Origin of the sequence: Embleya sp. NPDC020630 (genome assembly GCF_044334985.1) — a bacterium.
Lineage (GTDB): Bacteria > Actinomycetota > Actinomycetes > Streptomycetales > Streptomycetaceae > Embleya.
In genome coordinates this window covers 110,503-136,876 of record NZ_JBIRUB010000002.1, presented here as the reverse complement: position 1 = coordinate 136,876, position 26,374 = coordinate 110,503, and the positions used below count along the sequence as shown (strand labels likewise).

At 73.8% G+C, this 26,374-nt stretch carries 20 protein-coding genes and 1 tRNA gene; 9 read left to right on the top strand and 12 right to left on the bottom strand.

The annotated features are described in order from the left end of the window. Positions 1-34 precede the first annotated feature (34 nt). The 5 genes from ACH4XV_RS06715 to ACH4XV_RS06695 are packed head-to-tail and all read right to left on the bottom strand — an operon-like array spanning position 35 to position 13,064. Positions 35-1,897, bottom strand: a complete 1,863-nt coding sequence (locus ACH4XV_RS06715) for a hypothetical protein (protein ID WP_395787262.1) — start codon at positions 1,895-1,897, stop codon at positions 35-37. Further along, entirely contained in the window at positions 1,894-6,171 is a 4,278-nt protein-coding gene (locus ACH4XV_RS06710) for a DUF5682 family protein (RefSeq protein WP_395787260.1), read from the bottom strand. The genes ACH4XV_RS06715 and ACH4XV_RS06710 overlap by 4 nt, the downstream gene beginning before the upstream one ends. 4 nt (positions 6,172-6,175) lie before the next feature. After that, on the bottom strand, positions 6,176-7,336 hold the full coding sequence (locus ACH4XV_RS06705; RefSeq protein WP_395787258.1) for an AAA family ATPase: 1,161 nt from the start codon (positions 7,334-7,336) through the stop codon (positions 6,176-6,178). Beyond that, positions 7,336-12,213: a hypothetical protein gene (locus ACH4XV_RS06700; protein WP_395787256.1), complete on the bottom strand. Its 4,878-nt coding sequence runs from the start codon at positions 12,211-12,213 to the stop codon at positions 7,336-7,338. Before ACH4XV_RS06700 ends, ACH4XV_RS06705 begins: the two co-directional genes overlap by 1 nt. Beyond that, the gene (locus ACH4XV_RS06695) at positions 12,210-13,064 is read right to left on the bottom strand and encodes a DUF4132 domain-containing protein (protein WP_395787254.1); all 855 of its coding nucleotides are present in this window, start codon (positions 13,062-13,064) and stop codon (positions 12,210-12,212) included. The genes ACH4XV_RS06700 and ACH4XV_RS06695 overlap by 4 nt, the downstream gene beginning before the upstream one ends. A 225-nt stretch (positions 13,065-13,289) precedes the next feature. Between ACH4XV_RS06695 and ACH4XV_RS06690 the strand changes: the two genes are divergently transcribed. From ACH4XV_RS06690 to ACH4XV_RS06680, 3 genes are all read left to right on the top strand, one after another. Continuing rightward, entirely contained in the window at positions 13,290-13,601 is a 312-nt protein-coding gene (locus ACH4XV_RS06690) for a hypothetical protein (protein ID WP_395787252.1), read from the top strand. Between the two features lie 119 nt (positions 13,602-13,720). Continuing rightward, positions 13,721-13,963, top strand: a complete 243-nt coding sequence (locus ACH4XV_RS06685; RefSeq protein ID WP_395787250.1) for a chaplin — start codon at positions 13,721-13,723, stop codon at positions 13,961-13,963. A gap of 178 nt (positions 13,964-14,141) precedes the next feature. Next, on the top strand, positions 14,142-14,504 hold the full coding sequence (locus tag ACH4XV_RS06680) for a VOC family protein (protein ID WP_395787248.1): 363 nt from the start codon (positions 14,142-14,144) through the stop codon (positions 14,502-14,504). Positions 14,505-14,523: 19 nt separating this feature from the next. On the opposite strand, the gene ACH4XV_RS06675 is transcribed toward ACH4XV_RS06680, so the two are convergent. The 5 genes from ACH4XV_RS06675 to ACH4XV_RS06655 all read right to left on the bottom strand — a co-directional run bounded on the left by ACH4XV_RS06675 (position 14,524) and on the right by ACH4XV_RS06655 (position 18,429). Next, positions 14,524-14,904: a RidA family protein gene (locus ACH4XV_RS06675; RefSeq protein ID WP_395787246.1), complete on the bottom strand. Its 381-nt coding sequence runs from the start codon at positions 14,902-14,904 to the stop codon at positions 14,524-14,526. A 60-nt stretch (positions 14,905-14,964) separates the two neighbouring features. Beyond that, positions 14,965-15,939, bottom strand: a complete 975-nt coding sequence (locus ACH4XV_RS06670) for a sugar kinase (RefSeq protein WP_395787244.1) — start codon at positions 15,937-15,939, stop codon at positions 14,965-14,967. 168 nt (positions 15,940-16,107) lie between these two features. Further along, on the bottom strand, positions 16,108-17,304 hold the full coding sequence (locus tag ACH4XV_RS06665) for an alanine racemase (protein WP_395787242.1): 1,197 nt from the start codon (positions 17,302-17,304) through the stop codon (positions 16,108-16,110). Continuing rightward, entirely contained in the window at positions 17,301-18,290 is a 990-nt protein-coding gene (locus ACH4XV_RS06660; RefSeq protein WP_395787240.1) for an IclR family transcriptional regulator, read from the bottom strand. Before ACH4XV_RS06660 ends, ACH4XV_RS06665 begins: the two co-directional genes overlap by 4 nt. A 10-nt stretch (positions 18,291-18,300) precedes the next feature. Beyond that, positions 18,301-18,429, bottom strand: a complete 129-nt coding sequence (locus tag ACH4XV_RS06655; RefSeq protein ID WP_395787238.1) for a hypothetical protein — start codon at positions 18,427-18,429, stop codon at positions 18,301-18,303. Positions 18,430-18,844: 415 nt separating this feature from the next. Between ACH4XV_RS06655 and ACH4XV_RS06650 the strand changes: the two genes are divergently transcribed. From ACH4XV_RS06650 to ACH4XV_RS06630, 5 genes are all read left to right on the top strand, one after another. After that, positions 18,845-20,137 carry an extracellular solute-binding protein gene (locus ACH4XV_RS06650; protein ID WP_395787236.1) on the top strand — a complete coding sequence of 431 codons (1,293 nt, stop codon included), beginning with the start codon at positions 18,845-18,847 and terminating at the stop codon, positions 20,135-20,137. 4 nt (positions 20,138-20,141) lie between these two features. Continuing rightward, the gene (locus ACH4XV_RS06645; RefSeq protein ID WP_395787234.1) at positions 20,142-21,107 is read left to right on the top strand and encodes a carbohydrate ABC transporter permease; all 966 of its coding nucleotides are present in this window, start codon (positions 20,142-20,144) and stop codon (positions 21,105-21,107) included. 62 nt (positions 21,108-21,169) lie between these two features. Continuing rightward, positions 21,170-22,000, top strand: a complete 831-nt coding sequence (locus tag ACH4XV_RS06640; RefSeq protein ID WP_395788613.1) for a carbohydrate ABC transporter permease — start codon at positions 21,170-21,172, stop codon at positions 21,998-22,000. Between the two features lie 74 nt (positions 22,001-22,074). After that, positions 22,075-23,712 (top strand): beta-N-acetylhexosaminidase, encoded by a 1,638-nt coding sequence (locus tag ACH4XV_RS06635; protein WP_395787232.1) that lies wholly within the window; start codon positions 22,075-22,077, stop codon positions 23,710-23,712. Positions 23,713-23,843: 131 nt separating this feature from the next. Continuing rightward, the gene (locus ACH4XV_RS06630) at positions 23,844-24,287 is read left to right on the top strand and encodes a nuclear transport factor 2 family protein (RefSeq protein ID WP_395787230.1); all 444 of its coding nucleotides are present in this window, start codon (positions 23,844-23,846) and stop codon (positions 24,285-24,287) included. Between the two features lie 25 nt (positions 24,288-24,312). Here the strand turns inward: ACH4XV_RS06630 and ACH4XV_RS06625 are convergent, their stop codons facing one another. Further along, entirely contained in the window at positions 24,313-25,335 is a 1,023-nt protein-coding gene (locus ACH4XV_RS06625) for an NUDIX hydrolase (protein WP_395787228.1), read from the bottom strand. 166 nt (positions 25,336-25,501) lie between these two features. Here ACH4XV_RS06625 and ACH4XV_RS06620 point away from each other — a divergent pair, with 166 nt between their 5' ends. Beyond that, positions 25,502-25,897 carry a hypothetical protein gene (locus tag ACH4XV_RS06620; protein WP_395787226.1) on the top strand — a complete coding sequence of 132 codons (396 nt, stop codon included), beginning with the start codon at positions 25,502-25,504 and terminating at the stop codon, positions 25,895-25,897. A 256-nt stretch (positions 25,898-26,153) separates the two neighbouring features. Here ACH4XV_RS06620 and ACH4XV_RS06615 read toward each other — a convergent pair. Further along, positions 26,154-26,236: transfer RNA gene (locus ACH4XV_RS06615), tRNA-Tyr, on the bottom strand. Positions 26,237-26,374 lie beyond the last annotated feature (138 nt).

Sequence of the window (26,374 nt, the reverse complement as noted above, 5' to 3'; positions counted from 1 at the left end):
CGATCGGAAATCGATTGGCGCAATGCCCCCTGCCTCAGCTCTCGATGGACCAAACAGCCCTGGTCAGAGCCCCTTCGACGGTTTGCGCGTACACGGCCGCGGCCAGCCACGCGGCGGACAAAAGGTCGTTGTCGCCCGCGCGAAGACGCCCGAAAACATCCCGTTCGCGGCCCGCCGCGGCGTGCGTCAGACGTTCCACGAGCAGTGCCCCCGTGGCCAGCCCCACCCGGCGCAGTCGGGCGGTGTCGCCGGCGGTGGAGCCGGCCAGGGCCAGGACGGGACGGCCGCCGCTGATCGCGCGTTCGACGTGACGGTGCATCAGGTAGAGCGGGGCGGGCGGGGGTTCCTCGGCCGCGCCGGGTACGGACGGGGTCGGGTCGGCGGCGGGCAGGTCGGCGCGGTGCAGGCGCTCCAGGCCCAGGTCGATCCGGCCCAGGCGGTCCTCGGCGAGCCGCAGGGTCGGGCCGTCGCCGGGGGCGACACCGACCGCGAGCGCCCGGATCGCCCGGTCGGCGCCGGGTTCGAGGCGGCCGACCACGCGCAGGCGCAGTCCGGGGCGGTCGGCGAGCAGGCGCAGGTTGTCCCGGTAGGCGAAGACGGGGTCGGCGTGCGCGACGAGCAGGTGTACGGACTGCCCGGCGCATTCGGCGAGCAGGCGGTCCCGGGCGCCGGGGGTGGTGCCGAGCACGGCGACGTCGAGGAAGAGCAGGTCGGCGCCGGCGGGGCGGTCGTCGGGGGGCAGGTCGCGGTGGCCCACGATCCGGTCGATCTGGGCGGACAGCGGCGTCTCCCACAGGGCGCGCAGCGGTTCGTCGGTCCAGGCCGCGCCGCTCGCGCGTGCGGCGCGGACGGCCTGGCCGGCGCCGAGCCGACCGTTGGCGGAGACGGTTGCGCCGGAGACGACGAGGCCGGCGCGGGTGAGCGCGACGGGGTCGATCGAGGTGTCGCCGAGCCGGATCGCGCGGCCGGCGGCGCCGATCGCCCGGTCGGCGCCGCCGGGGGCGACGTCGCCGATGGTGCGCAGGGTGCCGGCGGGGTCGACCGTGGTGGTGACCGCGCCGGCGAACCCCCGGGCGGTCAGGACGGGTTCGGTGAACAGGCCGTACAGGCGCAGCGAGCCGGCCGGGGCGTAGGCGCGGCGGGAGGTGCCGCGCAGGAGGTCGAGGGACTGCGGGTAGGTCGCCGCCGGGGTGCGCAACGCGTGGGCCACGTCGAGCAGTTCGCGCATGGCGGCGACGAGGTCGGCGAGTCGGTACGCGGGGTCGCGGTCGCGGGCGGCGCGCAGGCCGGTGGCCACCGTGACGGCCGCGGCGGCGGCGCGGTGCAGGCCGGCGAGGCGGGCGGTGTGCGCGGCGCGGAGCAGGCCGGCCTGGAGTACGGCGCCGGCGCCGTCGACACCGGCGTCGACGATCGCGGCGCCGGCGGTCCAGAGGGCGTCGGCGGCGGTGCGTTCGACGGGGGTGGGCTCGGTGGGGGTGGGCTCGGTGGGGGTGGGCTCGGTGGGGGTGGGCTCGGTGGGGGTGGGCTCGGTGGTCGCTTCGGCCGGTTCCGTGGGCTCGGTTGTGGTGGGCGCGTCGGGTGTGGCGGTTTCGTCGGGGGCTTGGGGCTCGGCCACCGGGGCCGCGGCGGCGGCTGCGGCGCGGTGTACGCAGGCGGGGGCCAGCAGGCAGCTGCAGCGCAGGTCGGCGGCGGTGGTGACGGCTCCGGTCGGGATGTACAGGGTCAGTTCGGCGTCCTCGCCGACGGTGATCCGCACCGTGTCGCCGTCGTGTTCGATCGGGCAGGCGGCGAGTTTGCCGATCGCGGCGTCGAGGCGTTTGCGCAGGCGCGGGGTGAGTGCTTCGACGATGTCGGCGGTGACGTCGGGGGCGACCGGTGGGAGGCCCTGCGTGCTCATCGGACCTTCTCTCCGACCCAGCGGGCCAGTTCGGTGGGGCTCAGCGCGGCGACCGGCATGCCGGCGGCGACCAGTCGGCCGGCGACGGCGGTCGAGTAGCGCGGTCGGCCGGCGTCGTCCAGGCTCGCGCAGCCGAGGATGTGGCAGCCCGAGGAGGCGAGCGCGCGGACCTCGGCGAGCAGGCCGCCGATCGGATAGCCCTCCTCGAAGTCGCTGACCACGGCGATCAGGGTGCGCGAGGGCACGGTGACGAGGTCGCGGGCGGCGCGCAGGCCGGCGGCGATGTGGGTGCCGCCGCCGACCTTGACCTCCAGGAGCAGGCCGAGGGGGTCGTGGACGTGTCCGGTGAGGTCGATGACCTCGGTGGAGAAGGTCAGGAAGTGGGTGCTCAGGGACGGGACGCCGGCCATGATCGAGGCGGTGAGCGCGGACCAGATGGTCGACGCCTCCATCGAGCCGGACACGTCGACCACCAGGATCAGCCGCCAGTCGTTGCTGCGGCTCGCACGGGTGCGGAAGATCGGCTTCTCCGGCACCACGAGCACCGAGCCGTCGGCGGCGCGGCGGGCGGTGGTGAGGTTGGCCCGCAGGGTGCGTGGCAGGTCGAGCGCGCCGCCGGGGCGGCGGGTGGGCCTGGGGGTGGTGATGCCGGTGAGCGCGGGGCGCAGCCGGGTGGCGAGTTCGCGGGCGAGTTCGGCGACGATGCGGGCGATCAGCGGGCGGAGGAGGGCGAGTTTGCTCTCCGGGAGGCCGCCGGCGTGGGTCAGGACGGTCTTGAGCAGGTCGACGGAGGGGCGGGCGGCGGCGGGGTCGAGGTGGGTGAGCACATCGGTGCGGCCCGCCGACGCGGCGGCGGCCAGGACCTCCTCGCGGACGGCTGGGCCGAAGAGGGCGATCAGGTCTTCGGACCATTCGCGGACGCCGGGGTAGGGGGCTTCGCGACCGGCGCCCGGGGCGTCGCCGAGGTCGCTGCGGGAGCCTTCGCCGTGGCCGGTGCCGTAGAGCTCGTCGAGCGCGCGGGCCATGCCGGATGCCTTTGGGGGGAGGCGGTCGGATTGGCGGCCGAGGATGAGTTTCCAGCGTTGGGCGGGGGGGAGGTCGTGGATTTTTGCCCACCCGCCCACCCGTTCGGCGAGACCCGCAGGCTGCGGATTTACGGCATCGGCCGAGCCGGATTGGCCTCGCGGCCGCCCGTCGGGAGCGGGAGGGACTGCGGCGGACGCGGGGTTCGCGGGCTGCGGATCCACTGCGTTGGCCGGGCCGGATCGGTCCTGCGGACCACCGGCGGCGGGGGCCGGGGCGAGGGCGGGGTTCGCGGGCTGCGGAGCCGCGGGGTTGGTCGGGCCCGATTGGGCCTGCGGACCACCGGCGGCGGGGGCCGGGGCGAGGGCGGGGTTCGGGGGCTGCGGAGCCGCGGGGTTGGCCGGGCCCGATTGGGCCTGCGGAACGCCGGCGGTGGAGGCCGGGGCGAGGGCGGGGTCCGGGGGCTGTGGAGCCGCGGGGTTGGGCTGGACGGATTGGTCCGGCGGAGCGCCGGCGGAAGTGGAGGCGGCCGGGGCGGCCGCGGGGTTCGTGGGCTGCGGATTCACCGCCTCGGGCTGGACGGATCGGTCTTGCGGAACGCCGGTGGTGGGAGCCGGGGCGAGGGTGGCGTCGGGCTGGGCGGACCGGCCCTGGGGGGTGGGGGCGGGGGTCGTGGGCTGCGGGTTTGGCGTGTCGGGCCGGGTTTGTGGGCCGCCGGTGGGCGGGGTGGGGTTGGGATGTGAGGGCTGGGGTTTTTCGGCGTCGGCGCGGACCGCTTGGGCTCGCGTCCCGCTGGAAGCGGCGGAGGTGGCGTTCGTGGGCCGCGGGTTTGGCGTGCCCGTGGGCGGGGTGGGGTTGTGGGGCGTGGGGGGTGCCAAGAGGGCTCGTTGGAGTAGGGCCGATTTGGCTGTCAGGTCGGTGCTGGTCCATAGGGCCAGGGTGATGGGGTCCGCGTCGGTGTCGACTCGGTCGCCCAAGTGGTCGGCCAGGGTGGCCAGGACTCGGTCTCGGGCTGCGGGGGTCAGGGTGTCGAAGCCGCCTCTCAGGGCCGGGAGGCGGTCCAGGAAGGGGCGGTCGGGGAGGGTGTCGACGCGGTCCAGGAGGGGGGTGAGGATCGGGCCGCCCGCCTGGAGGAGGGGGCCGGCCGCGGTGAGCAGGCCGGTGAGGCGGCGGGTCAGTTCGGCTCGGGTCGCCGGGGTGGTCGCGGTGTCGATCCAGGAGCCGATCCGGTCGCCGAGGGTGGTCGGGTCCTCGTGCCCGAGCAGGACTCGGACGGCGCCCGCGGCGGCGGACATCAGCGGCGAGCCGTCGGCGGCCAGGCGGGCCAGCCCGGCGGTCAGCCGGACTCCGCCGAACACGTCGGCGCGTCCGGCGAGGTCGGCCAGCGCGCGGGCGTCGGCCGGGTCGTCGGATCCGGTCAGGCCGTCGAGGTGGCGGACGGCGGCGGTGAGGAGGATGCGGGTGATCTCCTCGCCCGACCCCGACCCCGACTCCGATCCCGAGGCCGTGGGGGCCTTTGGGTCGCCGGGCTCCGCGTACTCGTCGGCCGTGGCGGTCGCCGAGGCGGTCTCGGGGGCGGGGAGGCCCAGGTGGCCCTGGTGGATGCGGTCGGTGAGGGTCAGGGCCGCGAGGAGGTCGGGGAGGCCGGCGATCGTGGGAAGGGATTCGGCGGTTTCGGCGAGGCGGGTCGCGGTGAGGTCCGGCAGACCGCAGGCGGCGGCGCGTTCGAGGCCGGTGAGGATCTGGGCGGCCGTGGGGCCGCCTTCGGCGAGTTCCTGGTGGTGTTGGGCGCGGAGGGTGCCCTCGGCGGCCTGTTCCGGGGTGACGCCACGCGTGCCGGCCGCGTCGAGCAGGGCCGCCACCGACGGCGTCCAGCGCACCCGCCAGCGGGTGGTGACCGCGTCCGCGCCGCCGGTACCGACCACCGCGGTCGGCTCGGCGTAGGGGATGCGACAGGTCGTCAGCTGTTGCAGGAGCAGTTCCCGGCGCCGGTCGCGGTCGCTGCGCAGCGGGTCCAGACGCAGGTCGCGCTCCGCCGGGTCGGTCGGTCCGGGCAGGCCCAGTTCGGCGATCCGGCGCTCCACCTCGGGCCCCAGGCCGCTGCGCGGCGCGGCCGGTGACGGGCGCCCGGCCCGCGTGCCGACCAGCACCCGCTCCAGGGCACGGGCGACCGAGCGGCCCCGGCCCAGCGGCTCGCCGTGGGTGAGCACGGTCTGCGTCGCTTCGAGCAGTTCGCCGCGCCCCGCCGCCGGCAGGCCGCGCAGGTTCGCGAGATCGCCGGCGATCCGGACGATCTCGCGCGCGTCGACCGGACCGCTGGGGTGTCCCTGGCCGCGCAGATCGGTGCAGATCCGTACCGCCGCGCCGATCAGCGCCTCGCGCAGCGCGGCGGGGTCGCCGGCCGACTCCAGGACGGACTGCTGCCACTCGGGATCGCGGATGCCGGCGGGGTAGCCGGAACGCGAGTCCAGGAGCGGGTAGGTGTACGGGATCAACGACATCGTCACGTCGGCGATGTCGCCGGCGGGCGGTTCCGCGTCGCCGTCGAGCAGGGCCGGTGCGTGGAACGCGCCGAGCACCACGGTGACCCGCGTCGCCCCGGCTTCCTCGGCCGCGCGCAGCGTGGACCGCATCCACGCCTCGCGGCGCAGGTCGACCGGGTCGACGCCGCCCGTGTCGCGGCGCAGCGCCCAGCCGACGGTGAGCGCTGCGCGGCGGATCGCCTCGGCGGACGAGCCGGGCGCGGTGGCCTCGACCAGCCGGTCCCACAGGTCGTCCCCGGCCCGGCCGGTGAGCCGGTCGCGCAGCACCGCGTGCAGCCCGCCGCCCCGCGCGCCGGTGTCCCCCGCGTCCGCCCCCGGACCGGCCGCCCGGTCCCACCCGGGGTGGCCCAGCGGCAGGTCGCACGGGATCGCCGGCACGCCGTTGCGCGCGGCCCAGCGCAGCGCGGCCAGTTCCGGCGAGAAGTCGGCGAAGGGGTAGAAGCCGAGCCCGTGCGGTCCGGTCCCGGCCAGCGCGATCGGCGCCCGGGTGTCCTCGTGCGCGAGCCACTCCAACCAGGGCGCGGCCTCGTGCGGCAGTTCGACGAGCAGCACGTCGGGCCGGGCCTCGTCGAGCAGCGCCGGCACCGCGGCGGCGAGCGAGGGCGCGTGGTGGCGCACGCCGATCAGGTGGGGCCGCAAGGACGCGGCAAGGCGCGCGGCGGCCGGACGGGCCTCGTCGTCGGGCCCGTCCGTACGTATGGTCGACACCTCGTCAGCCCTCCAGGACTCCGCGCAGGTCCCACAGGGTGCGCCAGGTGGCCGAGCCGTGTTCGGCCCGTCGGCGCACCGCCGCGTCCCAGTAGGAGAGCAGCCGGGCCGCGTCGGCCGGGTCGTCCTTCTTCGCGACGCCGAGCAGGTGTCCCGGCAGCAGGCTCAGCACGTCCCGGTCGCCCGGGAAGTAGGCCGCGGCCAGCGCGAGCGCGGAGGCGACCGAGACCGCCTCGGCGGTGCTCAGCACGGTGGACGGGCGCTCGATCTCCCAACCCTCGGCGGAGCGGCCGGTGCGCAGGTCACGGAACGCGGTGACCAGCACCTCCAGGACCGTGTCGTCGACGGCGTACGCCGTCCCGGTGCGTTCCACCGCGGCCTTGGCCTGGCGACGCACCAGCGCGGTCTCCGCGTCGTGGTCGCCGATCGGGCCGACCGTCTCGAAGTTGAACCGGCGCTTGAGCGCGGCGGACATCTCCGAGACGCCCCGGTCGCGCAGGTTCGCGGTGGCGATCAGGGTGAAGCCGGGCGCGGCGTGGACCTGCGCGTCGGGGCCGCCCGCGAGTTCGGGGACCGCGATCCGCCGTTCCGACAGCAGCGACACCAACGCGTCCTGCACCTCGGGCAGGCAGCGGGTGACCTCCTCGATCCGGGCCACCGCGCCCGTGGTCATCGCGGTGAGCACCGGCGAGGGCACCAGGGCGCGGCGGCTGGGGCCCTGGGCGAGCAGCAGCGCGTAGTTCCAGCCGTACTTGAGCTGGTCCTCGGTGGTGCCCGCGGTGCCCTGCACGGTGAGCCCGCTGGTGCCGCAGACGGCGGCGGCGAGCAGTTCGGACAACATCGACTTGGCGGTGCCGGGCTCGCCCACCAGGAGCAGGCCGCGTTCGCCGGCGAGGGTGACCACGCAGCGCTCGACGAGCGCGCGTTCCCCGACGAACTTGGCGCCGATGGTCAGGGCGCGGGGCAGGCCCTCGACCGGTTCGGGCAGCTTGAGTTCGTCGCCGCTGCCCATCACGAAGGTGACCACGGCGCGCGGGGTCAGCCGCCAGGCCGGCGGGCGCGGGCCCCGGTCGTAGGCGGCCAGGAACGCCAGTTCCCGGGCGTACAGGTCCTCGGGCGGGTGTATCTGGCGTGCCCCGGCGGCGGGTTCGGTCGCGGTTGCCATCAGCGGCGGCCCTTCCGGGTGGTGCGGGTGACGAGTTCCTCGAAGCCTGGCGCATCGCCGTCCTGCACGCGCCGCCAGGCCCGGTGGAACAGTTCGGGCACGGGCAGGTCGGGCACGATCATGCCCTGACCGGGCTTCGGGTAGAGCCCCTCCTTCCAGACCTCCAGGGGCAGTGCGGGGCTCTTCAGCGCGTTCCAGCCGCCCGGCAGGAAGAGGGTGCGGCCGGCCCGGGCCCGCTTGGCCTCCAGGACCAGGTCGGTGCCGGCGAGTTCGGTCCGGGCCTTCTTCAGCCGGGCGGGCTTCCAGCCGGTCCAGCGGGCGACCTGACGATCCGTCGGGTCGGGCAGGGCGAGCAACTGCAGGTACAGCACGGCGGCGTCCTCGCCGATGCCGTGCGTCTTGCCGACCTCGGCGACCAGCTCGGGCACCGAGTGGCTCGGGTCCTGCGGGACGCCGGGCGGGCCGTCGGCGCGCAGGAGCGTCTCGAAGGCGGGGTCGAGAATGCGGCGGAAGGCGGCGAAGGCGACGGACTTCGCCTCACCGCGCAGCGCGATCAGCCGGTCGAACCACGGGTCGTCGACCCCGGTGAAGCCGGCGGTGCGCACCAGGGTGAACTCGTTGTCGGTGTACCAGGGGCGCAACCAGAAGCGGTCCTCGATCCGGAGCACGCCGTCGGGGTCGGCGCCGCCGGTGGCGGGCAGTCCGGCCGCCTCGCGCAACAGGGTGGAGGTGGCGCCGCGTTCGGCGTACTCGACGTCCAGGTCGACCACCAGGCCCGGGTCGGCCACCCGCTTGCGCAGCAGGTCGAGCACGCGCGGCAGCTGCGGGCGCAGCGGATCGCCGTAGGGCAGCCGGTAGGCCAGCCAGGCGAGCGCGGTGACGACCTGGCCGAGTACGTGGCCGGCGGGCACGGCCGCGGGGTCGGACGCGACGAGGTTGCCGTCCTTGTCGACGCTGTGGGTGGAGGTACCGGTGATCCACCGCTGGGATTCGGGGGTGAGGACGTACTCGAACGCGGCGGCGGCGATGCCCCGGACGTCCGCCGCGACCTCCTCGGGCAGCCGCAGCACCCGCCCGAAGGCGGCCTCCCAGGCGCGGCTGCAGGCCGCGATGTCCCAGCCGGTCGTCCACAGGGCTGCGATGTCCCCGGGCCGCTCGGGCACCAGCGCGCCCTGGACGCCGACGCGCCCCGCGCGGTCGAGCCGGTCCAACTGCTCGCGGGCGGTGGTCGCCTCGGCCGCCTTGAGGCCGAGCACCGCCCGTCGGTCCTTGTCCATGTCGCCCGCGACCAGCCCGGCGAGCAGCACGCTCGCCTCGGCGCGGCCCAATCCGGTGCCCTCGGTCAGGGCCGACACCGCTTCCGGTCGCCACGGGACCGGGCCGTGGGCGCGAACGCCCTCGACGACGGCGGCGACCCGCTCGGGGGACATCGGCTCGCGGTAGCGGTGTTCCTCGTGCGTGGTGAAGCCGTCGACCGCCTCGAACCGGCCCGACGGGTCGTGGTCGAGCGCGAGCCAGTGCTGCGTGTCGTTGCCGTAGGTGTACTGACTGTCCAGGAAGATCACGGTGCGGTCGGCGCGGCGCAGGACCTGTCCGACGCGCTTGCGTTCCTTCTTCTTGCCGGAGGGCTCGCACAACACGACCCGGCGCAGCGTCCCGGCGGGGGTACCCAGCGGGCCGGCGGCGAGCGCCTCCAGGAGCAGCAGCAGCGAGGCGCGCTGTGTGTCGGACGTGAGCGGGGACAGGGCACGGGCGACCATCGCGGCGCGGTGGTCGAGCAGGTCGTGCCAGGCGGCCACGTGGGGTTCCCGCAGCTTCTCGGGTTCGGTGGTCCACTCGGCCGGGCCGTCGGTACGCGCCAGCGCGGCGGACACCGCGGTGATGTGTTCGAACGTGGTCCAGGTGCCCTGGCCCTGGTTGCCGTAGTAGCGGCAGCCGACACCCGCGATGCCGGCCACCGCCGAGCACAATTCGTTGTCCCGGCCGTGCTCGGGGCCGGTGGGCACCGCGCGGAGCCGCTGCTCCTTGTGCTTCACCTTGCCGAAGTCGCGCAGCCGCTCCGCGAGTCGGGCGGTCTCCCCGGCCAGCGAGGCGACGCCGCGGACCAGGCCGGCGTGGGCGATGGCGGGCAGCAGCCGGCGCACCGGTGCGGTCCGGATCGTGTCCGGCTTGGCGGGCTTGTTCGTCGAGGCCTTCTTGGCGGCCTCGTACTCGGCCCGGGCGCGCTCGCGGTCCGCGCGCACCTCCTCGACCAGTGCGCCTGCCTGCTCGTGGGTGATCGCGCGCAGCGCCAGCGAGCCGGCCTCGTCGCGCGGTCGCAGCGCGTGCCAGAACGCGGGCGACGGCACCACCCGGGTGCCGGCGGCCAGTCCGGAGCCGGACCCGCAGTGGCCGAGCAGCACACCGTCGTGCCACAGCGTCACGGCGCCGTTGTGCGGGGCGACCGCGGTGGGGGCCGCGCCGCCGGGCAGGCGCAGCGCGCCGATCGGAACCTGCAGCGGACGCTGGTCCCAGTGCCGCCGGCCGCGCACGGGCGCGGTCACGGTACGGCCGTCGACCGAGCCGGTGGTGAGGGTTTCGCCGTCGATCCGGACCCAGCGGCCCACGAGCGTGCCGTCGGTGCCGAACGGGGTCTGCTCCAGGCCGGGCAGCAGCGGCATCAACTCGCACGCGTCGGGCACCAGCGAGCCGCCGTCGGCGACCGCCGCGGCGAACGGGGCGGGCAGCGAGGCGCGGCCGTGGGTGCCGGTGGTCGGGTCGAACTCGGTCCACTTGCGGTCCGACCGCTCGTAGTCGAGCGACCAGTGGGTGGTGCCGTCGGTGAGCACGCCCCGGCGCGCGGGCAGCTTGGTGTCACCCGCGTACAGCGGCCGGCCTCCGGTGGTCACCCCGCCGCCGGGCAGCGCGAGGGAGAGCATGGTGCCGTCGGAGCCGTTGTTCGGCGGTCCGCCGAGCAGGAACGTCTCGCTCGGGCGCGCGGACCAGTAGCCCTCCCATTCGTAGTCGGTGTTGTACCAGGCGACCAGGAGTTGTCCGTCGACGTAGCGATACTGGGTGCGCTGCCAGTTGGTGCGGTCCTTGGGCACGCGCGGTTCGTGGTCGAGCAGGATGCCCTCGGGGCCGACCACGAGCGCGCGCTTGTCGGTGGAGAGCACGAGCGCGGGCCAGGACTCGTCGATCCGGATGTCGCCCTTGCGGCCGAGCAGTTCGACGGCCTCGTCGAGCGCGGGCCAGCCGAGTTCGTCGTAGACGCCGGCGCGCAGCGTGGTGGCGAGCAGCGCAACCGCGTCGAACGCGCGCACGCGGGCGACCAGGTCGGGGGTCACGTCCTCGACCACGCCGCGGAATCCGTCGAGCAGCGTGAGTTCGCGCTCGGCGTCGGGCAGGCCGGCGGCGGAGGTGAGCCGTTCGCCCATCTCGGTGAGTCGGCGGGCGAGCACGGGGCGCAGCACGGGGTGGGCGGCGGTGGCCGGCTGGTGCTTGGCGTTCAGGCCGCCGACGGCGATCAGGAGCAGGGCCTGGAATCGTTCGTCGGCGGCGACGGCGGCCAGATCGCGCCGGCCCTCGGCCTCGTCGTCCCACCACTCGCCCAGGCCGAACGTGCACTTCGGGTCCGGGTCGGTCACGGGTATGCGCTCGGCCAGGGCCAGGTCCAGCAGGTCCAGGTCGACGCCGGAGCGGTAGCGGTTGCCGCCGAACAGGGTGACCGGTACCGCCTCGGCGCGCAGCTTGTCGGCCATCCGGGCGACCAGCGCGGCAGTGCGCGCGCTGCGTCCGGTGTAGCCCCAGCCGCGCTGACGGTGCGCGGCCCAGCGGGTGACCCACTGGGCCCGGACGCCGGGTTCGAGGTCGCCGCCGACGAGCAGGTCCAGGACACCCGCGTCGTCGAGCAGGTCGAGCCAGAAGTCGTCGACCTCGGCGTCGGACGTCGAACCGCCGGGGGTGGGCAGGATGTCGAGGAGGCGGGCCCGCGACTCGGGTTCGGCGCCGGCCAGTGCCGCGATCGGGGCGCGGTTGACCTTCCAGAAGGACAGCGGCGCGCGGGCGATCGCGGGGGTGGCGAGCAGTTCGCGCAGCAGCGCGCGCTCCTCGGCGGTGTGGTCGCCGCCGGCCGCGCGGATCAGCGCGCGGGCGTCCTCCGCCAGGCCGGCGTACGGCGGCATGCCCGCGGTGCAGCGCTCGACCGCCAGTTGGCGGAACTGTACCCACGCCTCGGCGGGGCCGAGGCGGGCGGCGAGCGACTTGGCGTGCTCCTTGAGCGCCTTGGCGGTCAGCGCGCCGGCGAAGGCGAACTCCAGGAAGACCGCGCGCAGCCGCTCCTCCTCGATCGCCAGGTTGTGCACCCGCTCGGCCTCGCGGGCCTTGCCGAAGAACGCGGACGCGTAGGTCTTGTTGTCGTGCTTGAGGAAGATCCGCGCGGCCTGCTCGTGGAAGGTGGGCAGGAAGTGCGGTACGGCCCGGCCGAGGCGAATCGCGAGCTGGTCGAAGCCGTCCTTGGCGGCGCCGGGCTTGGTCTTGGCCTGCCGGTCCAGGCGTTCGATGTCGCGGACCAGGGCCAGTGCGTGGTGTCCGTTCGCCGGGTCGTTGACCAGTGCCCAGGCGGGGAAGCCGAGCGCCTCGCGGCGGACCTGGCCGACCTCGGGGGCGTCCGCCTCGCGGGTCAGCCCCAGGAAGCCGAGCGCCAGGTCCTCGGCCTCGCCCAGGGTGCCCGGGACCAGCCGGACGATTTGGCGGTCGCCGAACGCCGGGTGCAGGTAGGTGCGCACGGTGAGCGTGTCGATGTCGTCGCCGGCGAGGGTGCCGACGGGCAGGACGGCGCCGGCGTCCAGCAGGACGCGCGACGGGTCGGGGGTGGTGCCCGTGCCGGTGGTGTTCATGCCGCGTCCTCCGTGGTTTCGATCGTGCGGCCCGCGTACAGCGCGGCGCCCATCCGCATGCCCTCCGACCAGGCCACCGGCGGCACCCGGTCGAGGGTCAGCGTGGCGCCGTCCTCGGTCCAGGCGACCGAGCCGGTCTCGGTCGAGTCGTAGCCGTCGTAGTCGCCCAGCCACATCCGCGCCTCGATCTCGCGGCCGCCGTCGAGCACGGCGCACACGGCCTGGCCGCCGCGCACCTGGTAGCCCAGCTGGGTGGCCCGGCCGATCAAAAAGCGCAGCTGGTCGTAGCGTCCGCCGGCGAATTCCTCCACGCCGGTGCGGGCCGCGTCCACGTCGGCGGGGCGGTGCCACACCTCGCGGTAGAGCTGCTGGACGCGCTGCTCGACGCCGAGTTCGACGGCGAATTCGCGCAGGTCGTCGAGGTCGTCGAGGAGCACGGGGTGCGGGATGCGGATGGTTCGCGCGTCGAGGTAGACGGTGTCGCCGTCGGGGTCGACGATGCCGACGCCGCGCTCGGGGTCCGCGCCGCGCAGGAATCCGGCCACCGCGCCGTCCTCGTCGGTGGTGACCACGAGGTCGCGCAACACCCGCTGCCAGGCGGGATCCGGCCACACCCGGGCCAACACCGCGACCGGGACCGGGAGCGAGCCGATCATCCAGCGCTCCACCGCGTCCAGGCAGGCCCGATCGTGCCGATCCAGCCACTCGACGAGCTGGCGCAGGCCCACCACGGCCGGATCGTCGGCGAGTTTCCCGGGCACCGACTTCAGTTGCCGCCCTTTGGCGTTGCGGCACACCACCTTGCCGTCTTCCAAGGCGACCTCATAGTCGCCCGCCCGGATCCATCCCACGATCGTTCCCCTCCACGCATGTGTGCGAATGTCGGTGACAACCCGTCAACTGCCCAGCGGCACAAGGCGCTCGGCGCCCGTGATCAGGTTGGCGGGAACGTTAGCCGTCGATTCCGACAGCGCCGTCACCCGTCAGGATGAAACACCGCGCGAAACGACATTCGATGGCTGAAAAGTACGCCCCGCAGGGAAATTCGCGGGAGCGGGTCGGCTAACTTGCGGGGAATGACCGTGCCCGCCGTGCCCCGTGGACTGCGCAGCCTGATTCCCGGCCCCGGCCCGGAGGGGATCTTGGACGACGCGGGGCGACCCGCGTCCGGCCCCGCCGAGGCCGCCGGACCCCCGGCCGGGTCGCCACCGATCGCGGCCAGGACCCGCTCGATGCTGGACGGCCTCGCGCCGGTGCCGGTACCGCGCGCGGTCGCCGAGGCGTCGGCGGACGTGTTGTGCGCGCTGGCCGCGAGCGCCCCGGCGGAGCTGGCACAGGTGGCCCACGAACTGGCCGGTCGACTGCGGGTCGCCGCCCGAACGGCCTAATCCCGCGGGGCCTGCACCGCTCGTTCGGACGTGTGCCGTATCCCCCGGCGCCCTGGCGCGTTGTTCAGGACCCACCCGCCGAGGGTGGGACCTGTACGCACCGAAAGGACCGACTCAACATGTCGCGTATCGCCAAGGCCGCTGTCCTGACCGCCACCGTGGGCGCCGCTCTCGCCGGTGCCGCCGGCCCCGCCATGGCCGGCGCCGAGGCCGACGGCGCGGCGGTCGGTTCGCCCGGCGTGCTGTCCGGCAACAACATCCAGATCCCGGTGCACATCCCGGTCAACGTGTGCGGCAACACCATCAACATCATCGCGGCGCTCAACCCGACGTTCGGCAACGTCTGCGTCAACGGCGGCTGAGCCGACGCCTCGGCCGTGCCCGGCGCGTGTTTCCGCGCGCCGGGCGGGGCCGTTGCCTCGTGTGCCCGCGACCGGGGGGACCGTGGGCCGCGGCGCCCGCCGAGGGACCCGGACGGTGGGTGTGCTCGCGCGGGGGCGTGGTTCCGCTCCGCGGCACCGGGAGCGTAGGAATGCGCGCATGACATCCTTCGCCCTGCACCACGTACAGCTCGCGATCCCCGCCGGCAGCGAGGACGCGTGTCGTGCCTTCTATCTCGGCGTGCTCGGCATGACCGAGGTGGCCAAGCCGCCGGTGCTCGCGGCACGCGGCGGACTGTGGGTGCGCGCCGGCACGCTGGAGATACACCTCGGCGTCGAGGCCGACTTCCGGCCCGCGCGCAAGGCCCATCCCGGCATCCTGGTCGACGACCTGGACGAGGTGATGGCTCGGCTCGCGGCGCACGGCACCGAGGTCACGCCCGACGGCGAGTTCCCCGGCCACCGCCGGTGCTACGCGCACGACGCGGTGGGCAACCGGCTCGAATTCCTCCAACCGCTGTGACCGCCCGCGCCGCCTCGGGTCACGGGCGGCGGGCCACCACGTCGATCTCGACCAGGATGTTCATCAGGTCCGAACCGACGGTGGTGCGCACCGGGTACGGCGCGGTGAAGTACTCGCGGTACACCTCGTCGTAGCCGGCGAAGTCACGCTTGAGATGCTCCAGGTGCGTGGTCACCTTCACCACATGGCTGAAGTCGAGCCCGGCCTCGGCCAGTACGGCCTTGAGGTTGTCCAGCACCTGGCGGGTCTGGGTCGCCACGTCGTCGCCGACGGTCGCGCCGGTGGCCGGGTCGATCGGGCCCATGCCCGCGGTGTAGACGAAGTCGCCGGTGTCGATGCCCTGCGAGTAGGTGCCGCCGGGCTTCGGCGCGGCGTCGGTGCGGATTTCCTTGTGGGCCATGATGGTTCGCCTTCCCGATCGCGTGTGCGGATGCGTGGGAATGCTACGTGTGGCCGGGATTCAGCGGGTGACCGCGTCGTCCTGGGCGAGCAGCGGCAACTCGTCCCGGCGGGGCAGGCCCTCCCAGTCGCCGGGCACGGTCACCGCGAACGCGCCGGCCGCGGCGGCGGTGGCCAGTCGGGTCGCGACCGGGCCGCCGCCGACCAGTTCGGCCAGGTAGCCGGCGGCGAACGCGTCGCCCGCTCCGACCGGGTCGACCGCGTGCACCCGGTGCGGCGGCACGTCGTGCGGCCTGCCGTCGACGATCGCGACCGCGCCCAGCGCGCCGCGCTTGAGCAGTACCTGGGCGGGTCCGAGCGCGGTCAACTCGCGGGCCAGGTCCACGAACGGGGTGTGGTCCGGTGCCTTGAGCACCAGGCGGGCCTCGTCCTCGGTGGCGAACAGGATGTCGGCGTGGCCGGCCAGGGCGCGCAGTTCGCCGGCGGCGTCCTCGGCCGACCACAACGCCCGCCGGTAGTTCAGGTCGAGCGAGACCGGGACGCCGGCCGCGTTCGCCTCGGCGACGGCCGCGCGCACCGCGGCGCGCGCGGTCGGGGACAGCGCGGGGGTGATGCCGGTGACGTGCAGGATCCGGGCGGAGCGCACCAGGGCGGGGTCCACGTCGTCCGGGCACAGCCGCGAACCGGCGCTGCCCGCGCGGTAGTAGCGCACGTCGGTGGCCGCGCTGGTGCGTCGGGCCTTGACCATCAGCCCGGTGGGCGCCTCCGGGTCGACCACCGCTGCGCGTGTGTCCAGTCCCTCGCCGCCGAGCACGGTCAGCACCAGCCGGCCGAACTCGTCGTCGCCGACCCGGCCGATCCACGCGGCCCGCCCGCCGAGCCGGGTGATCCCGATCGCCAGGTTGCTCTCGGCGCCGCCGGTGGCGACGTCGAGCGTGCGGGCGTGCCGCAGCGGGCCGATGTGCGGCGCGCGGAGCAGCACCATGGTCTCGCCGAGCGTGACCACGTCCGGGGTTTCCCGGGGTTCGGCGGTCATGATGTCCTCTCGCGGGCGTCGCGTCGTCGACGGCATCGGATGCGGGATCGGTTCGGGTGGGTCCGGTGGTCCGGGTGGTCCGAGTGGTTCGGGTGGGTCCGGTGGTCCGGGCGGGCCGGGCCGGTGCGCCGGGCCCGGATTGGGCCGGGACCGGCGCGGCTTCCCCGGTCAGAAGTGCGTGTTCAGTACGTCCACGATGCGGTGCTCGTCGTCCACCACCGGCACCACGCGCCACTTGTCGAAGGCCGTACAGGGGTGCGAGATGCCCAGGCAGACCAGCTCGCCCGGGGCCACCTCGGTGTCACCGAGGTCGAGGTAGGCGTGCTGGTCGTCGAGCCTGGTCACCCGCGCGGCACCCGGCTCGCGCAGCGTCCCGTCCAGCGCACGGATGCGCAGCGGCACCGGCAGGTCCTGGTCGAAGGGCACGTCGCGGCGTCCCGCGCCGAGTAGGGCCAGGCCCGGCTCGGGCACGGAGAGCACCTGCGCCCAGACCTCCAGGGCGCTCGCGAGCGAGCCCTCCTCCGGGTGCCGGACGAACGGGGTGCGCACCGCGTAGAAGCCGTCGTCGTGTGAGACGTAGGCGCCGCTGCGCAGGATGATCGTCCGGTCGGTGAGCGGCTTGCCGTCCGGTGCGAGCGTGTCCACGACCGCGTCGAACCAGGCGCTGCCGCCCGCCGAGACGATCGGCGAACCGGGCACCAGGTCGGCGATCTCGTCGGCCAGGGACGCGAGTTCGCCCATCCACGCGGACACCGCCGCGGCGTCGGGCAGGCCGCCCTCGTAGCCCGCCACGCCCGCCACGGTCAGCCCCGGCACCGCCGCCGCGACCCGGGCCAGCTCGGCCGCCTCGGCGACACCGCGGCACCCGGTCCGCTCGCCGGCGCGGCCCAGTTCGACCAGCACCGACAACTTCCCCCCGGGCACCGCCGCGAGCGCCGCCGCCGCGACCTCGACGCCCGCCCGGGAGTCGACGTAGAACAGCAGGTCCGGCCGGGTGGCGGCCCAGCGCAGCACCTTCTCGTCCAGGATCTCGTTGGCGATCAGGATCCGCGGTACGCCGAACCGGTGCGCGGCGAGCGCCTGGTTCGCCGTGGCGACGGTGATCCCCCAGGCGCCCGCGTCCAGTTGCTCGGCGAACAGCTCGGGCGACATCGTGGTCTTGCCGTGCGGGGCGAACAACACGCCGTGCCGCTCGGTGTACGCGGCCATCGTGGCCACGTTCGCGAGCAGCGCGGATTTGCGCGCGACCATCACCGGCCACGTGAGCGGCCCGTCGAAGAGGCTGTGTCCGGCGGCGCCGAACTCGTCGTCGGTGAGTTCCTCGTAGGGCAGCCAGGTGCCCTTGGTGTACGAGTCGAGGGTCATCGGGTCGCTCCCAGGGTGCGCGATACACGGAGTGCCGCCGCCGCGACCGCGGGTCCCAGCTCGCGGACCCGGGCGGCGGTGACGCGCGACGTGAGACCGGAGACCGACAGGGCCCCGACCACGACGTCGTTGTGATCGAAGATAGGCGCCGCCACGCAGCGCACCTCGGGCTCGTTCTCGCGATCGTCCACCGAGTAGCCGCGGTTGCGGATCCGGGCCAGTTCGGTGCGCAGCAGGCCGGGGTCGGTCAGGGTTCGGGTGGTGACCGTGGGCAGGCCCGCTTCGACGACCTGGGCGAACACGTCCTCGGGCAGCCAGGCGAGCATCGCCTTGCCGACCGCGGTGCAGTACATCGGCGCGCGGCTGCCGATCCGCGAGGCCATCCGTACCGCGGTCTCGTTCTCGACCTTGTCGATGTAGACGATGTGCGGCGCGTCCGGCACGCACAGGTGCACCGTGCCGCCGGCCTCGCGCATCAGGCGGTGCGCCTCCTCGGCGGCGGCGGTGCGCAGGTCGATGCCGGCCAGGTACGCCTGGCCGAGGGCGAGCGCGCCGGGGCCGAGCCGGAAGTGGCCGTGCCGGCGGTCGCGGGAGAGCAGGCCGGTGTCCAGAAGCGGCTGGGCCAGGCGCAACACGGTGCTCTTGGACAGGCCGAGCGTGTCGGCCAGCTCGGTCAGGCTCAGGCCCTCGGCGGCGGCGTGGTCGCGGACCTGCTCCAGGACGGCGAGGGCGCGGCGCAGGGACGCGGACTGGTTGCGCGGCGGGGCCGGGGCGCGGCCGGCGCGGGCGTCGTCCGGCTCGTCGGGGCGGGTCGGCGCGACCGCAGGGGTCGGTGCGGCCGCGGGGGCCGCTCCGGCGGCGCGGGGCGACGCGCCCGCGTGCGCCGGTCCGACCGCGTGGGTCGATTCGACCGGGCGGATCGGCTGGTCGACGCGGGTCGACGCGCTGCCGTCGACCGGTTCGGGGCCGTGCTCGGGAGTGCTCACTCGCATGTCCTCAGGACGGCCTGACCGGGTGCCCGGGCGGGTTGCCCGTCAGGGCTTCGAACGAGAGTACGGGGACACCCGCCACCGGCACATCGCCGCCACCGGGCACCTGTCCGCCGCGCGGCGGTACGTCGTACATGCGAGCCCTCCCTGCCCTTCCACGCGTTTTTCGCCGCGCGCGGCGCGGCGTCGCTCCCGCGTCTTCCTGCCTCGTCCGCACACCTCGCGTGACCCCGTGTGTCCGCGTGCCTGCGGTTCGGAACACACGGTGTCCGGTGGATGACCGACGGGTCGACCGAGCACGGACGTTACGTGTCCGTAAGCGTCCGATACCACTTTCGCAGCACACAGTTTTGCAGTGCACAACGTTCGGCGGGACGCCTTGTCGGATCGACGCGCCGCTTTCTAACGTCCCGCTCACGCCGCACCGGATTGTTTCCCCCTTGCGGCCCCGTTCGTGTCGATTGACGCGACGTCCAGACGTACAGGCCGACCCTCGGGTCGCGGCACCCCCCGCGATCGCCTCGGCCTGCCTCGCCGCAGGAGGAATTGTCGTGAAGATCCGGAGTTTGGCCGCCGTCGCAGTGGCCGGCATCGCGCTGGCGGCGTGCGCGCCCGGCACGGCGTCCAAGACGAAGTCCGCCGACGAACAGACCGGCACGCTCAAGGTGTGGCTGTACGACGAGGCCAACCGGGCGCCCAAGGAGAAGGTCGTGGGCGCGGCCGTCGCCGACTTCAAGGCGGCGCACCCCAAGGTGAACGTCGAGGTGGGCTACATCCCCACCGACGCGGGCCCGCGCGCGGAGAAGATGAAGGGCGCGTTCAACGACCCGAACAGCGCGCCGGACGTGGTCGAGTTCGGCAACACCGACCTGTTCGGCTACGTCCAGGCCGGCGGCCTCGCGGACATCTCCGGCGACCTGAGCAACTGGTCGGAGGCGGGCGACCTGCCCAAGGACCTCAAGGACACCACGCTGGTCGACGGCAAGATCTACGGCCTGCCGTGGTGGCTGGGCCTGCGCTCGCTGTACTACCGCACCGACGTGTTCACCGAGCTGGGCCTGAAGCCCCCCACCTCGTACGCCGAGCTGGTCGACGCGGCGAAGAAGGTGCGCCAGGCCAAGCCGGACATGCTCGGCATCGCGGTCGGCGGCAAGTACACCTTCGGCGGCCTGCCCTTCCTGTGGGCCAACGGCGGCGAGATCGCCACCCAGCAGGGCGGCAAGTACGCGGCCGCGATCGACTCGCCGCAGTCGCAGGCGGGCGTCAAGGCCTACACGGACCTGTTCGCCAAGGACATCTGTCCGCCCCAGCAGTGCGCCGACCTGACCGGCGGTAAGACGGTCGAGGCGTTCGCGGCCGGCACCGCCGGCATGGCGATCCTGCCCAACTCCTCGCGCAGCGCGGTCGAGGCGGGCACCGCCAAGGGCAAGTACGCGGTCGTGCCGCTGCCGGGCACCGCCCCGGGCTCGATCGCGCCGGCCTTCTCCGGCGGCAACGACCTCGGCGTGATGAAGTCCTCGCAGCACCGCTCGCTCGCGGTCGACTTCATGAAGATCCTGGGCGGCAAGAAGTACCAGCTCCAGATGTTCGACGCGATGGGCAACCTGCCCACGCTCGCCTCGGCACGCGGCGACGTGGTGGCCAAGGACCCGTGGCTCAAGCCGTTCATCGACACCCTGAACGCGGGCACCAAGTTCGTGCCCAAGGACGCCGCGTGGGCCAAGATCGACTCGCAGTCCGTGGTGCCGACCATGTTCCAGAAGGTGATCACCGGCAAGTCGGACGTCTCTGGCGCCACCGGCGAGGCCAAGACCGTCATCGACAACGCGTTCGCCGGGAAGTAAGCCGGTGACCACGACCACCACGCCCGCGCGGGCGGACCGGCCGGCCCCGGCCTCGGTCCGCCCGCGCGGCGGCGCGGGCAAGACGAAGACCGGACGGCGCCGCTCGTGGACGCCGTTCTGGCTGCTGCTGCCGTCGGCGGTCATCCTGATCCCGCTGTTCGGCTACCCGCTCTATCAGCTCGGCCTGCTCTCCTTCCTGAAGTTCGGTCAGCCGCAGGCATCGGCGGGCGAGGTCGCGGAGTTCGTCGGGTTCGACAACTACTCGACCCTGCTGGGCGACGACCAGTTCTGGGACGTGCTGTTCCAGACCGTGGTGTTCGCCGCGGCGTGCGTGGTGGCGACCCTGGCGGTGGGCGCGGCGCTGGCGGTGCTGCTCACCCGGGTCGGCAAGTGGCCCCGGCTGTTGCTGCTGTTCGCCGCGCTCGGCGCCTGGGCGGCGCCGGCGATGACCGGCTCGACGGTGTGGATGTTCCTGTTCGACACCAACCTGGGCCTGGTCAACGAGGTCCTGGGGATGCAGGGCCACAACTGGTTCTACGACAAGTGGTCCGCGTTCGCGCTGGTCGGCGTCGTGGTGGTGTGGCACTCGTTCCCGTTCGTGATGATCTCGCTGTACGCGGGCATCGAGTCGATCCCGGTCTCGGTGCTGGAGGCGGCCCGCCTGGACGGCGCGTCCACCTGGACCGTCTTTCGACACGTGATGCTGCCGATGTTGCGGCCGATCCTGACCATCGTGGTGATCCAGTCGATCATCTGGGACTTCAAGGTCTTCACCCAGATCTACGTGATGACCGGCGGTGGCGGCATCGCCGGCCAGAACCTGGTGCTCAACGTGTACGCGTACCAGAAGGCCTTCGCATCCTCGGACTACAGCCTGGGCGCGGCGATCGGCGTGCTGATGACGCTGATCCTGCTCACGGTCACCATCTTCTACATCCGCGCGCTGCGTCGCTCCGGGGAGGAGCTGTGAACCGTACCTCCGCCGGCGCCGTCCGGCCGGCCGGCCCCCGTCGCTCGAAGGGCAATCGCACGGTGTCCCGGCGGATCGCCAACACCACGGCGATCGTGATCGCGCTGCTCACCGTCTTCCCGCTGTACTGGATGGTGCTCTCCGCGTTCAAGCCGGACGGTGAGATCAACTCGGTCGACCCGCGTCCGTGGACGTGGCATCCGACGTTGTCCAACTTCCGGGACGCGTTCGGGGTCAGCGGCTTCGGCGGCTACTTCCTGAACAGCCTGATCGTGGCGAGCGTGGTGGTGGTGCTGTCCGGGCTCGTGGCGTTCCTGGCGGCGGTGGCGCTGACCCGGTTCAACTTCAAGTTCCGCACCACGATCCTGGTGATGTTCCTGGTCGCCCAGATGGTGCCGGTCGAGGCGCTGACCATCCCGCTGTTCTTCCTGGTCCGCGACATCGGCTCGGTGGCGCCGCAGTTCGGGCTGAGCACGCTCGGCTCGCTGATGCTGGTCAACCTGGCCTTCTCGCTGCCGTTCGCCATCTGGATGTTGCGCGGCTTCGTCAAGGCGATCCCGGAGTCGCTGGAGGAGGCGGCGCGGATCGACGGGGCGAACCGGTTCACCATCCTGTGGCGGATCCTGTTCCCGCTGGTGGCGCCCGGGCTCGCGGCGACGTCGGTGTTCTCGTTCATCACCGCGTGGAACGACTTCGTGTTCGCGAAGACGTTCATCCTGGACACCGATCACCAGACCTTGCCGGCGGCGCTGATGGTGTTCTTCAAGCCGGACGAGAACGACTGGGGCGGGATCATGGCTGCTTCGACGCTGATGACCATTCCGGTGTTGATCTTCTTCGTGCTGGTGCAGCGGCATCTGGTGTCGGGGTTGGGCGGGGCGGTGAAGGACTGACGGTTCGGGGTGTGTCGGCGTTCGGTCGTCGTTGGTATCCGTGGTGACCTCCTCGTTGGTGAAGGGCTGATTCCGTGTCTTCGTCTTCCTCGTCCGTGGCACCGGTGGCATCCGGGCCGTCCGTGGTTCCGCGACCGGCGCGGATGACGCCCGGTGTGGGCGGGTTCGTACTGACGCCCGCGACCGGGTTGAGCCATCCGCCGGAACTGGCGGGCGAGGCGGCGTGGTTGCGCGGCGCGCTCGGCCCGGCGACCGGGTGCCTGCTGCCGCCGGGGCCGGGGATCGAGTTGCGGCTCGACCCGGAGGCGCTGCCGGCGGAGGGATACCGCCTTGAGGTCACCGCCGCCGGGGTGGACCTGTGCGGTGGTGCGCCGGCGGGGGTGTTCGCGGGCCTGCAGACGCTGCGGCAGTTGTTGCCGGCGGACGTGTTCCGGCGCGGACGGGTGCGGGACGGCGCGTGGTCGATGCCGGCGTGCCTGATCGAGGACGCGCCGGCGTTCGGGTGGCGCGGGGTGATGCTGGACGTGGCCCGGCACTTCGTGCCCAAGCAGGACGTGCTGCGCTTCGTCGACCTGCTGGCCGCGCATCGGCTGAACGTGCTGCACCTGCATCTGACCGACGACCAGGGCTGGCGGATCGAGGTGCCGGGGTGGCCCCGGCTGACCTCGGTGGGCGCGTGGCGCACCGCGAGCATGCGCGGGGCGCGGCAGCACGAGCGCTTCGACGAGAAGCCGCACGGCGGCTTCTACACGGGCGACGATCTGCGCGAGATCGTCGCGTACGCGGCCGATCGGCACATCACCGTGGTGCCCGAGATCGACCTGCCGGCGCATGTCCAGGCGGCGGTGGCGGCGTATCCGTCGCTGGGCGCGGTGCCGGTGGACGGGGTGCGTACCCGCTGGGGCGGGCTGTCCGACGGGGTGCTGGCGCCGACCGAGGAGGCGCTGGGCTTTTGCCGCGACGTGTTGGCCGAGGTGTGCGCGATCTTCCCCTCGCGGTATGTGTGCGTCGGCGGCGACGAGGTGCCGACCGGGCCGTGGGAGCGGATGGGGCACCCCGACCCCGGCTCGCTGGGCGGCTGGTTCGTGGCCGAGTTGGCGAAGATGTTGGCCGCGCACGGGCGGGTGGTGTTCGGCTGGGACGAGGTGCTGGCGGGCGGCGACGCGGTGCCGTCGGACGCGTTGATCGGGGGGTGGCGCGCCGAGCACGGGACGATCGTGGCGGCGCGGGCCGGGTTCGACGTGGTGGCGTGCCCCGACATGTCGGTGTACTTCGACTACCGCCAGGGCGAGGCGGCGGACGAGCCGATTCCGGTGGGGCCGTTGTTGACGTTGGCGGACGTGTACGCGTTCCGGCCGGTGCCGTCGGTGCTCACCGCCGAGGAGGGCGCGCGGATCCTGGGCGGGCAGGCCCAGATCTGGACCGAGCACATGGATTCGGTGCGGCGGATCGACTACATGGCCTTCCCGAGGATGTGCGCGTTCGCCGAGGCGGTGTGGTCGGGGCCGGGCGACTTCGCGGAATTCACCGAGCGGTTGACGTCGGCGCACCTGGCGCGGCTGGACGCGTTGGGCGTGGAGTACCGCCCCCTCGACGGGCCGCACCCGTGGCAGACCCGGCCGGACGCGCCGGGGTTCCCGAAGTCGCGGGCGGAGCGGGAGGCGGAGTTGTTGGAGCTGACGGAGAACATCAGGGGTGGGGCGGTGGGGTGAGGCGGAGCGGGGTGCGGCCCCGCTTCGCGGGGGACTGACACCTGACGCTGCGTCAGTTATGGTCGCCCGGATGGGTCCGGGCGGCCTCGGCCTCCTCGCCCCTCCCCCACGAGAGGTTGGTCGGTGCCGTCATGCCTTCCGGATACCACGCGATCCCGAACCTGGTCGGGCTGTACGCCGAGCGCATCGACGCGGGCGATTTCGCGGGCGTGGGCGAGTTGTTCGCGCACGCCGTGATCACCTCGGAGGGCCAGGACCTGGAGGTGCGGGGCGCGGCCGGGGCGCGGGAGATGTACGAGGCGTGGACGCGCCGGTATCCCGACAACGGCACGCCGCACACGCGGCACGTGACCACGAACCTGATCGTGGACGTCGACGACGACGCGGGGACGGGCACGTGCCGCAGCTACGTCACGGTGTTCCAGGCGCTGCCCGACTTCCCTCTCCAGCCCGTCTTCACCGGCCGGTACCACGACACCTTCGCCCGCCTCGACGGGGCGTGGCGCTTCACGCGCCGCCACATGATCACGGACTACGTGGGCGACCTGAGCCGGCACCTGAACCACCCGCTGTAGGGAGGGCGGCCGGGCGGTCAGGCGGTCAGGCGAAGGTGACGCCCTCCGGGGGGACGTCGACGCGGCTGTCGTCGTCCAGGATCGGGACGCCCAGGCGCTCGTGGGCGATGCGCTGGGCGGCGAGGGCCTGTGGCAGTCGGGTGTCGTAGCCGCCGCCGAGGAGCGCGGCGGCGCGGCGGGGGGTGACCAGGACCCGGCTCCACGACCAGCCCGTGGCCGGGTCGGGGGCGAGCGGGCCGAGCGCGGCGAGCCGGGCGGCGCTGCGGGAGCGCACATCGCCGCCGTCCGGGTCGGACAGGTAGCCCACATGGGTGATTTCGCCCAGCACCGCGTTGGCCTCCTCGGCCACCTCGCGCGCCAGGGTCGCGAGCGCGTCCACGTCCTCCGGCTCGGCGCCGCCGCCGGGCAGCGCGTACCCGCCGTCGGGGTCGCCCACAAGGAGCACCCGACCGTCCGGATCGAACAGCCACCCCGCCGCCCGGCCCACGGGCGTACCGGCCGGGATCGGCTCGTCCTCGTGCCAGACCCGCTCCTTCGGCGGCCGATACTCGCGCCCGTCGACCACGTACAGACAGGCCCCCGACGCCTCCGCCTCCAACGCGACCGAGACCCGCCGCCGGGTGCGTCCCGGAAAACGCGGCAGCGCCTCGTCGGGCGTGAGCACGTACACCGCGTCCAACTCGGCGTCGGCCGGGGCGAGTACGGCGACCTGCTCGTCGGTGAGCGTCGGCCCGGCGAAGACGAAGTCGAGCACGACCCGCCCGAACGCCGCGGCGGACGTGGTGCACACCGCGAGCAACCGCCCGACCGCGAGGTCGAGGCCCAATTCCTCCCGCACCTCGCGCCCGGCCGTCTCGTGCGGGGACTCCCCGGCCTCGGCCGTCCCGCCGGGCAGGTCGAGGCCGGGCTTGTACCCGGGGTCGACCACCACGAGCCGACCGCGCCGATCGTGCAGCACCATCGAGGCGCCCACGACCACGCCCGGCAGGCCGGCGCAGTAGTCGATCAGCTCCCGGGATACCGGCTCGTCGATGCCATCCACGCTCATCCGCTCCCCCGTCACATCCGTCGTCGTCCCGGGCGACCCGCTCGCCGCCCATCCTCGCGGACGGGTCGCCCGTACCGGGCAGGCGGGTGCATGGATCGCAACCTTTCGGGCCCCACGACAGATATACGAGGTGTCAAGTCCGACCCCGCACACCCCGAGGAGCACGATGTCGCACATCCGTCCGCGTCGGCTCGCCCAGGCGGCCCTGCTCACCGCCGTCGGCGTCATCCCGCTGTTCTCCGCCGGCGCCGCCCAGGCGGTCACCCCGGCCCCGCCCGGCCTGACCGGCATCACCCAGCCGGACCCCGAGCACTACGGCCTGCCGACGGTCCCCAACGTCCTCGAAGAACCCGCCTCCGACACGGTCGTGGCCCCGCTCAAGGACACCCTGGCCCCCGGCGTCGTCGGCGCCGCCCCCGCCACCGACCGCGGCCTCAACGCCCCGATGGCCGCCGCCGACCGCTCCATCACCCAGGGCACCCACCACGAGACGACCACGAACGCCGCCGACGCGGTGGAAGGGGCAACCACCCCCCTGCGCGAACTCCCCACCCAATTCTGACCCCGCCCAGGCACTTCGAAAAACAGCCCCCGAGCCCGCCCCCGCTCCGGGGGCTGTTCATCGCCCGCCACGGGCCCCGGCCACCCGCCAACCCCAGGCCGCCACCAGAGGCGAAACCCTCACCAAGGCACAAGCCACCCTGCCGAGCATCGAGGAATACCACCCTGATCGCCCTCGACCGCCCCGCCCGACCCCCGCCAGGAACGAAGAAGGCCCCTGACCGCGTTTCCGCAGATCAGGGGCCCTCATCAAGGTGTGGCGGGTGTTGGGTTCGAACCAACGTAGGCGTACACCGGCAGATTTACAGTCTGCTCCCTTTGGCCACTCGGGCAACCCGCCTTGTGCGTCTTTCGGCGCGACGGGGACAACAATAGCGGACCACCCCGGGTGCTTCGCCACTCGGTATCGGTTCGGGTGGGGGCGGGTGCGGTCGGGGTCGCGGTTGTGGGGGACGCTCTAGGCTGGAGGGGTTGCCTT

Excerpts from the sequence above, each read along its gene's own strand:
- ACH4XV_RS06625 (WP_395787228.1), bottom strand. The coding sequence starts at position 25,335 with ATGAGCGTGGATGGCATCGACGAGCCGGTATCCCGGGAGCTGATCGAC.
- ACH4XV_RS06690 (WP_395787252.1), top strand. The coding sequence starts at position 13,290 with ATGACCGTGCCCGCCGTGCCCCGTGGACTGCGCAGCCTGATTCCCGGC.
- ACH4XV_RS06715 (WP_395787262.1), bottom strand. The coding sequence starts at position 1,897 with ATGAGCACGCAGGGCCTCCCACCGGTCGCCCCCGACGTCACCGCCGAC.
- ACH4XV_RS06685 (WP_395787250.1), top strand. The coding sequence starts at position 13,721 with ATGTCGCGTATCGCCAAGGCCGCTGTCCTGACCGCCACCGTGGGCGCC.
- ACH4XV_RS06630 (WP_395787230.1), top strand. The coding sequence starts at position 23,844 with ATGCCTTCCGGATACCACGCGATCCCGAACCTGGTCGGGCTGTACGCC.
- ACH4XV_RS06675 (WP_395787246.1), bottom strand. The coding sequence starts at position 14,904 with ATGGCCCACAAGGAAATCCGCACCGACGCCGCGCCGAAGCCCGGCGGC.
- ACH4XV_RS06700 (WP_395787256.1), bottom strand. The coding sequence starts at position 12,213 with ATGAACACCACCGGCACGGGCACCACCCCCGACCCGTCGCGCGTCCTG.
- ACH4XV_RS06670 (WP_395787244.1), bottom strand. The coding sequence starts at position 15,939 with ATGACCGCCGAACCCCGGGAAACCCCGGACGTGGTCACGCTCGGCGAG.
- ACH4XV_RS06665 (WP_395787242.1), bottom strand. The coding sequence starts at position 17,304 with ATGACCCTCGACTCGTACACCAAGGGCACCTGGCTGCCCTACGAGGAA.
- ACH4XV_RS06655 (WP_395787238.1), bottom strand. The coding sequence starts at position 18,429 with ATGTACGACGTACCGCCGCGCGGCGGACAGGTGCCCGGTGGCGGCGAT.
- ACH4XV_RS06705 (WP_395787258.1), bottom strand. The coding sequence starts at position 7,336 with ATGGCAACCGCGACCGAACCCGCCGCCGGGGCACGCCAGATACACCCG.
- ACH4XV_RS06680 (WP_395787248.1), top strand. The coding sequence starts at position 14,142 with ATGACATCCTTCGCCCTGCACCACGTACAGCTCGCGATCCCCGCCGGC.
- ACH4XV_RS06620 (WP_395787226.1), top strand. The coding sequence starts at position 25,502 with ATGTCGCACATCCGTCCGCGTCGGCTCGCCCAGGCGGCCCTGCTCACC.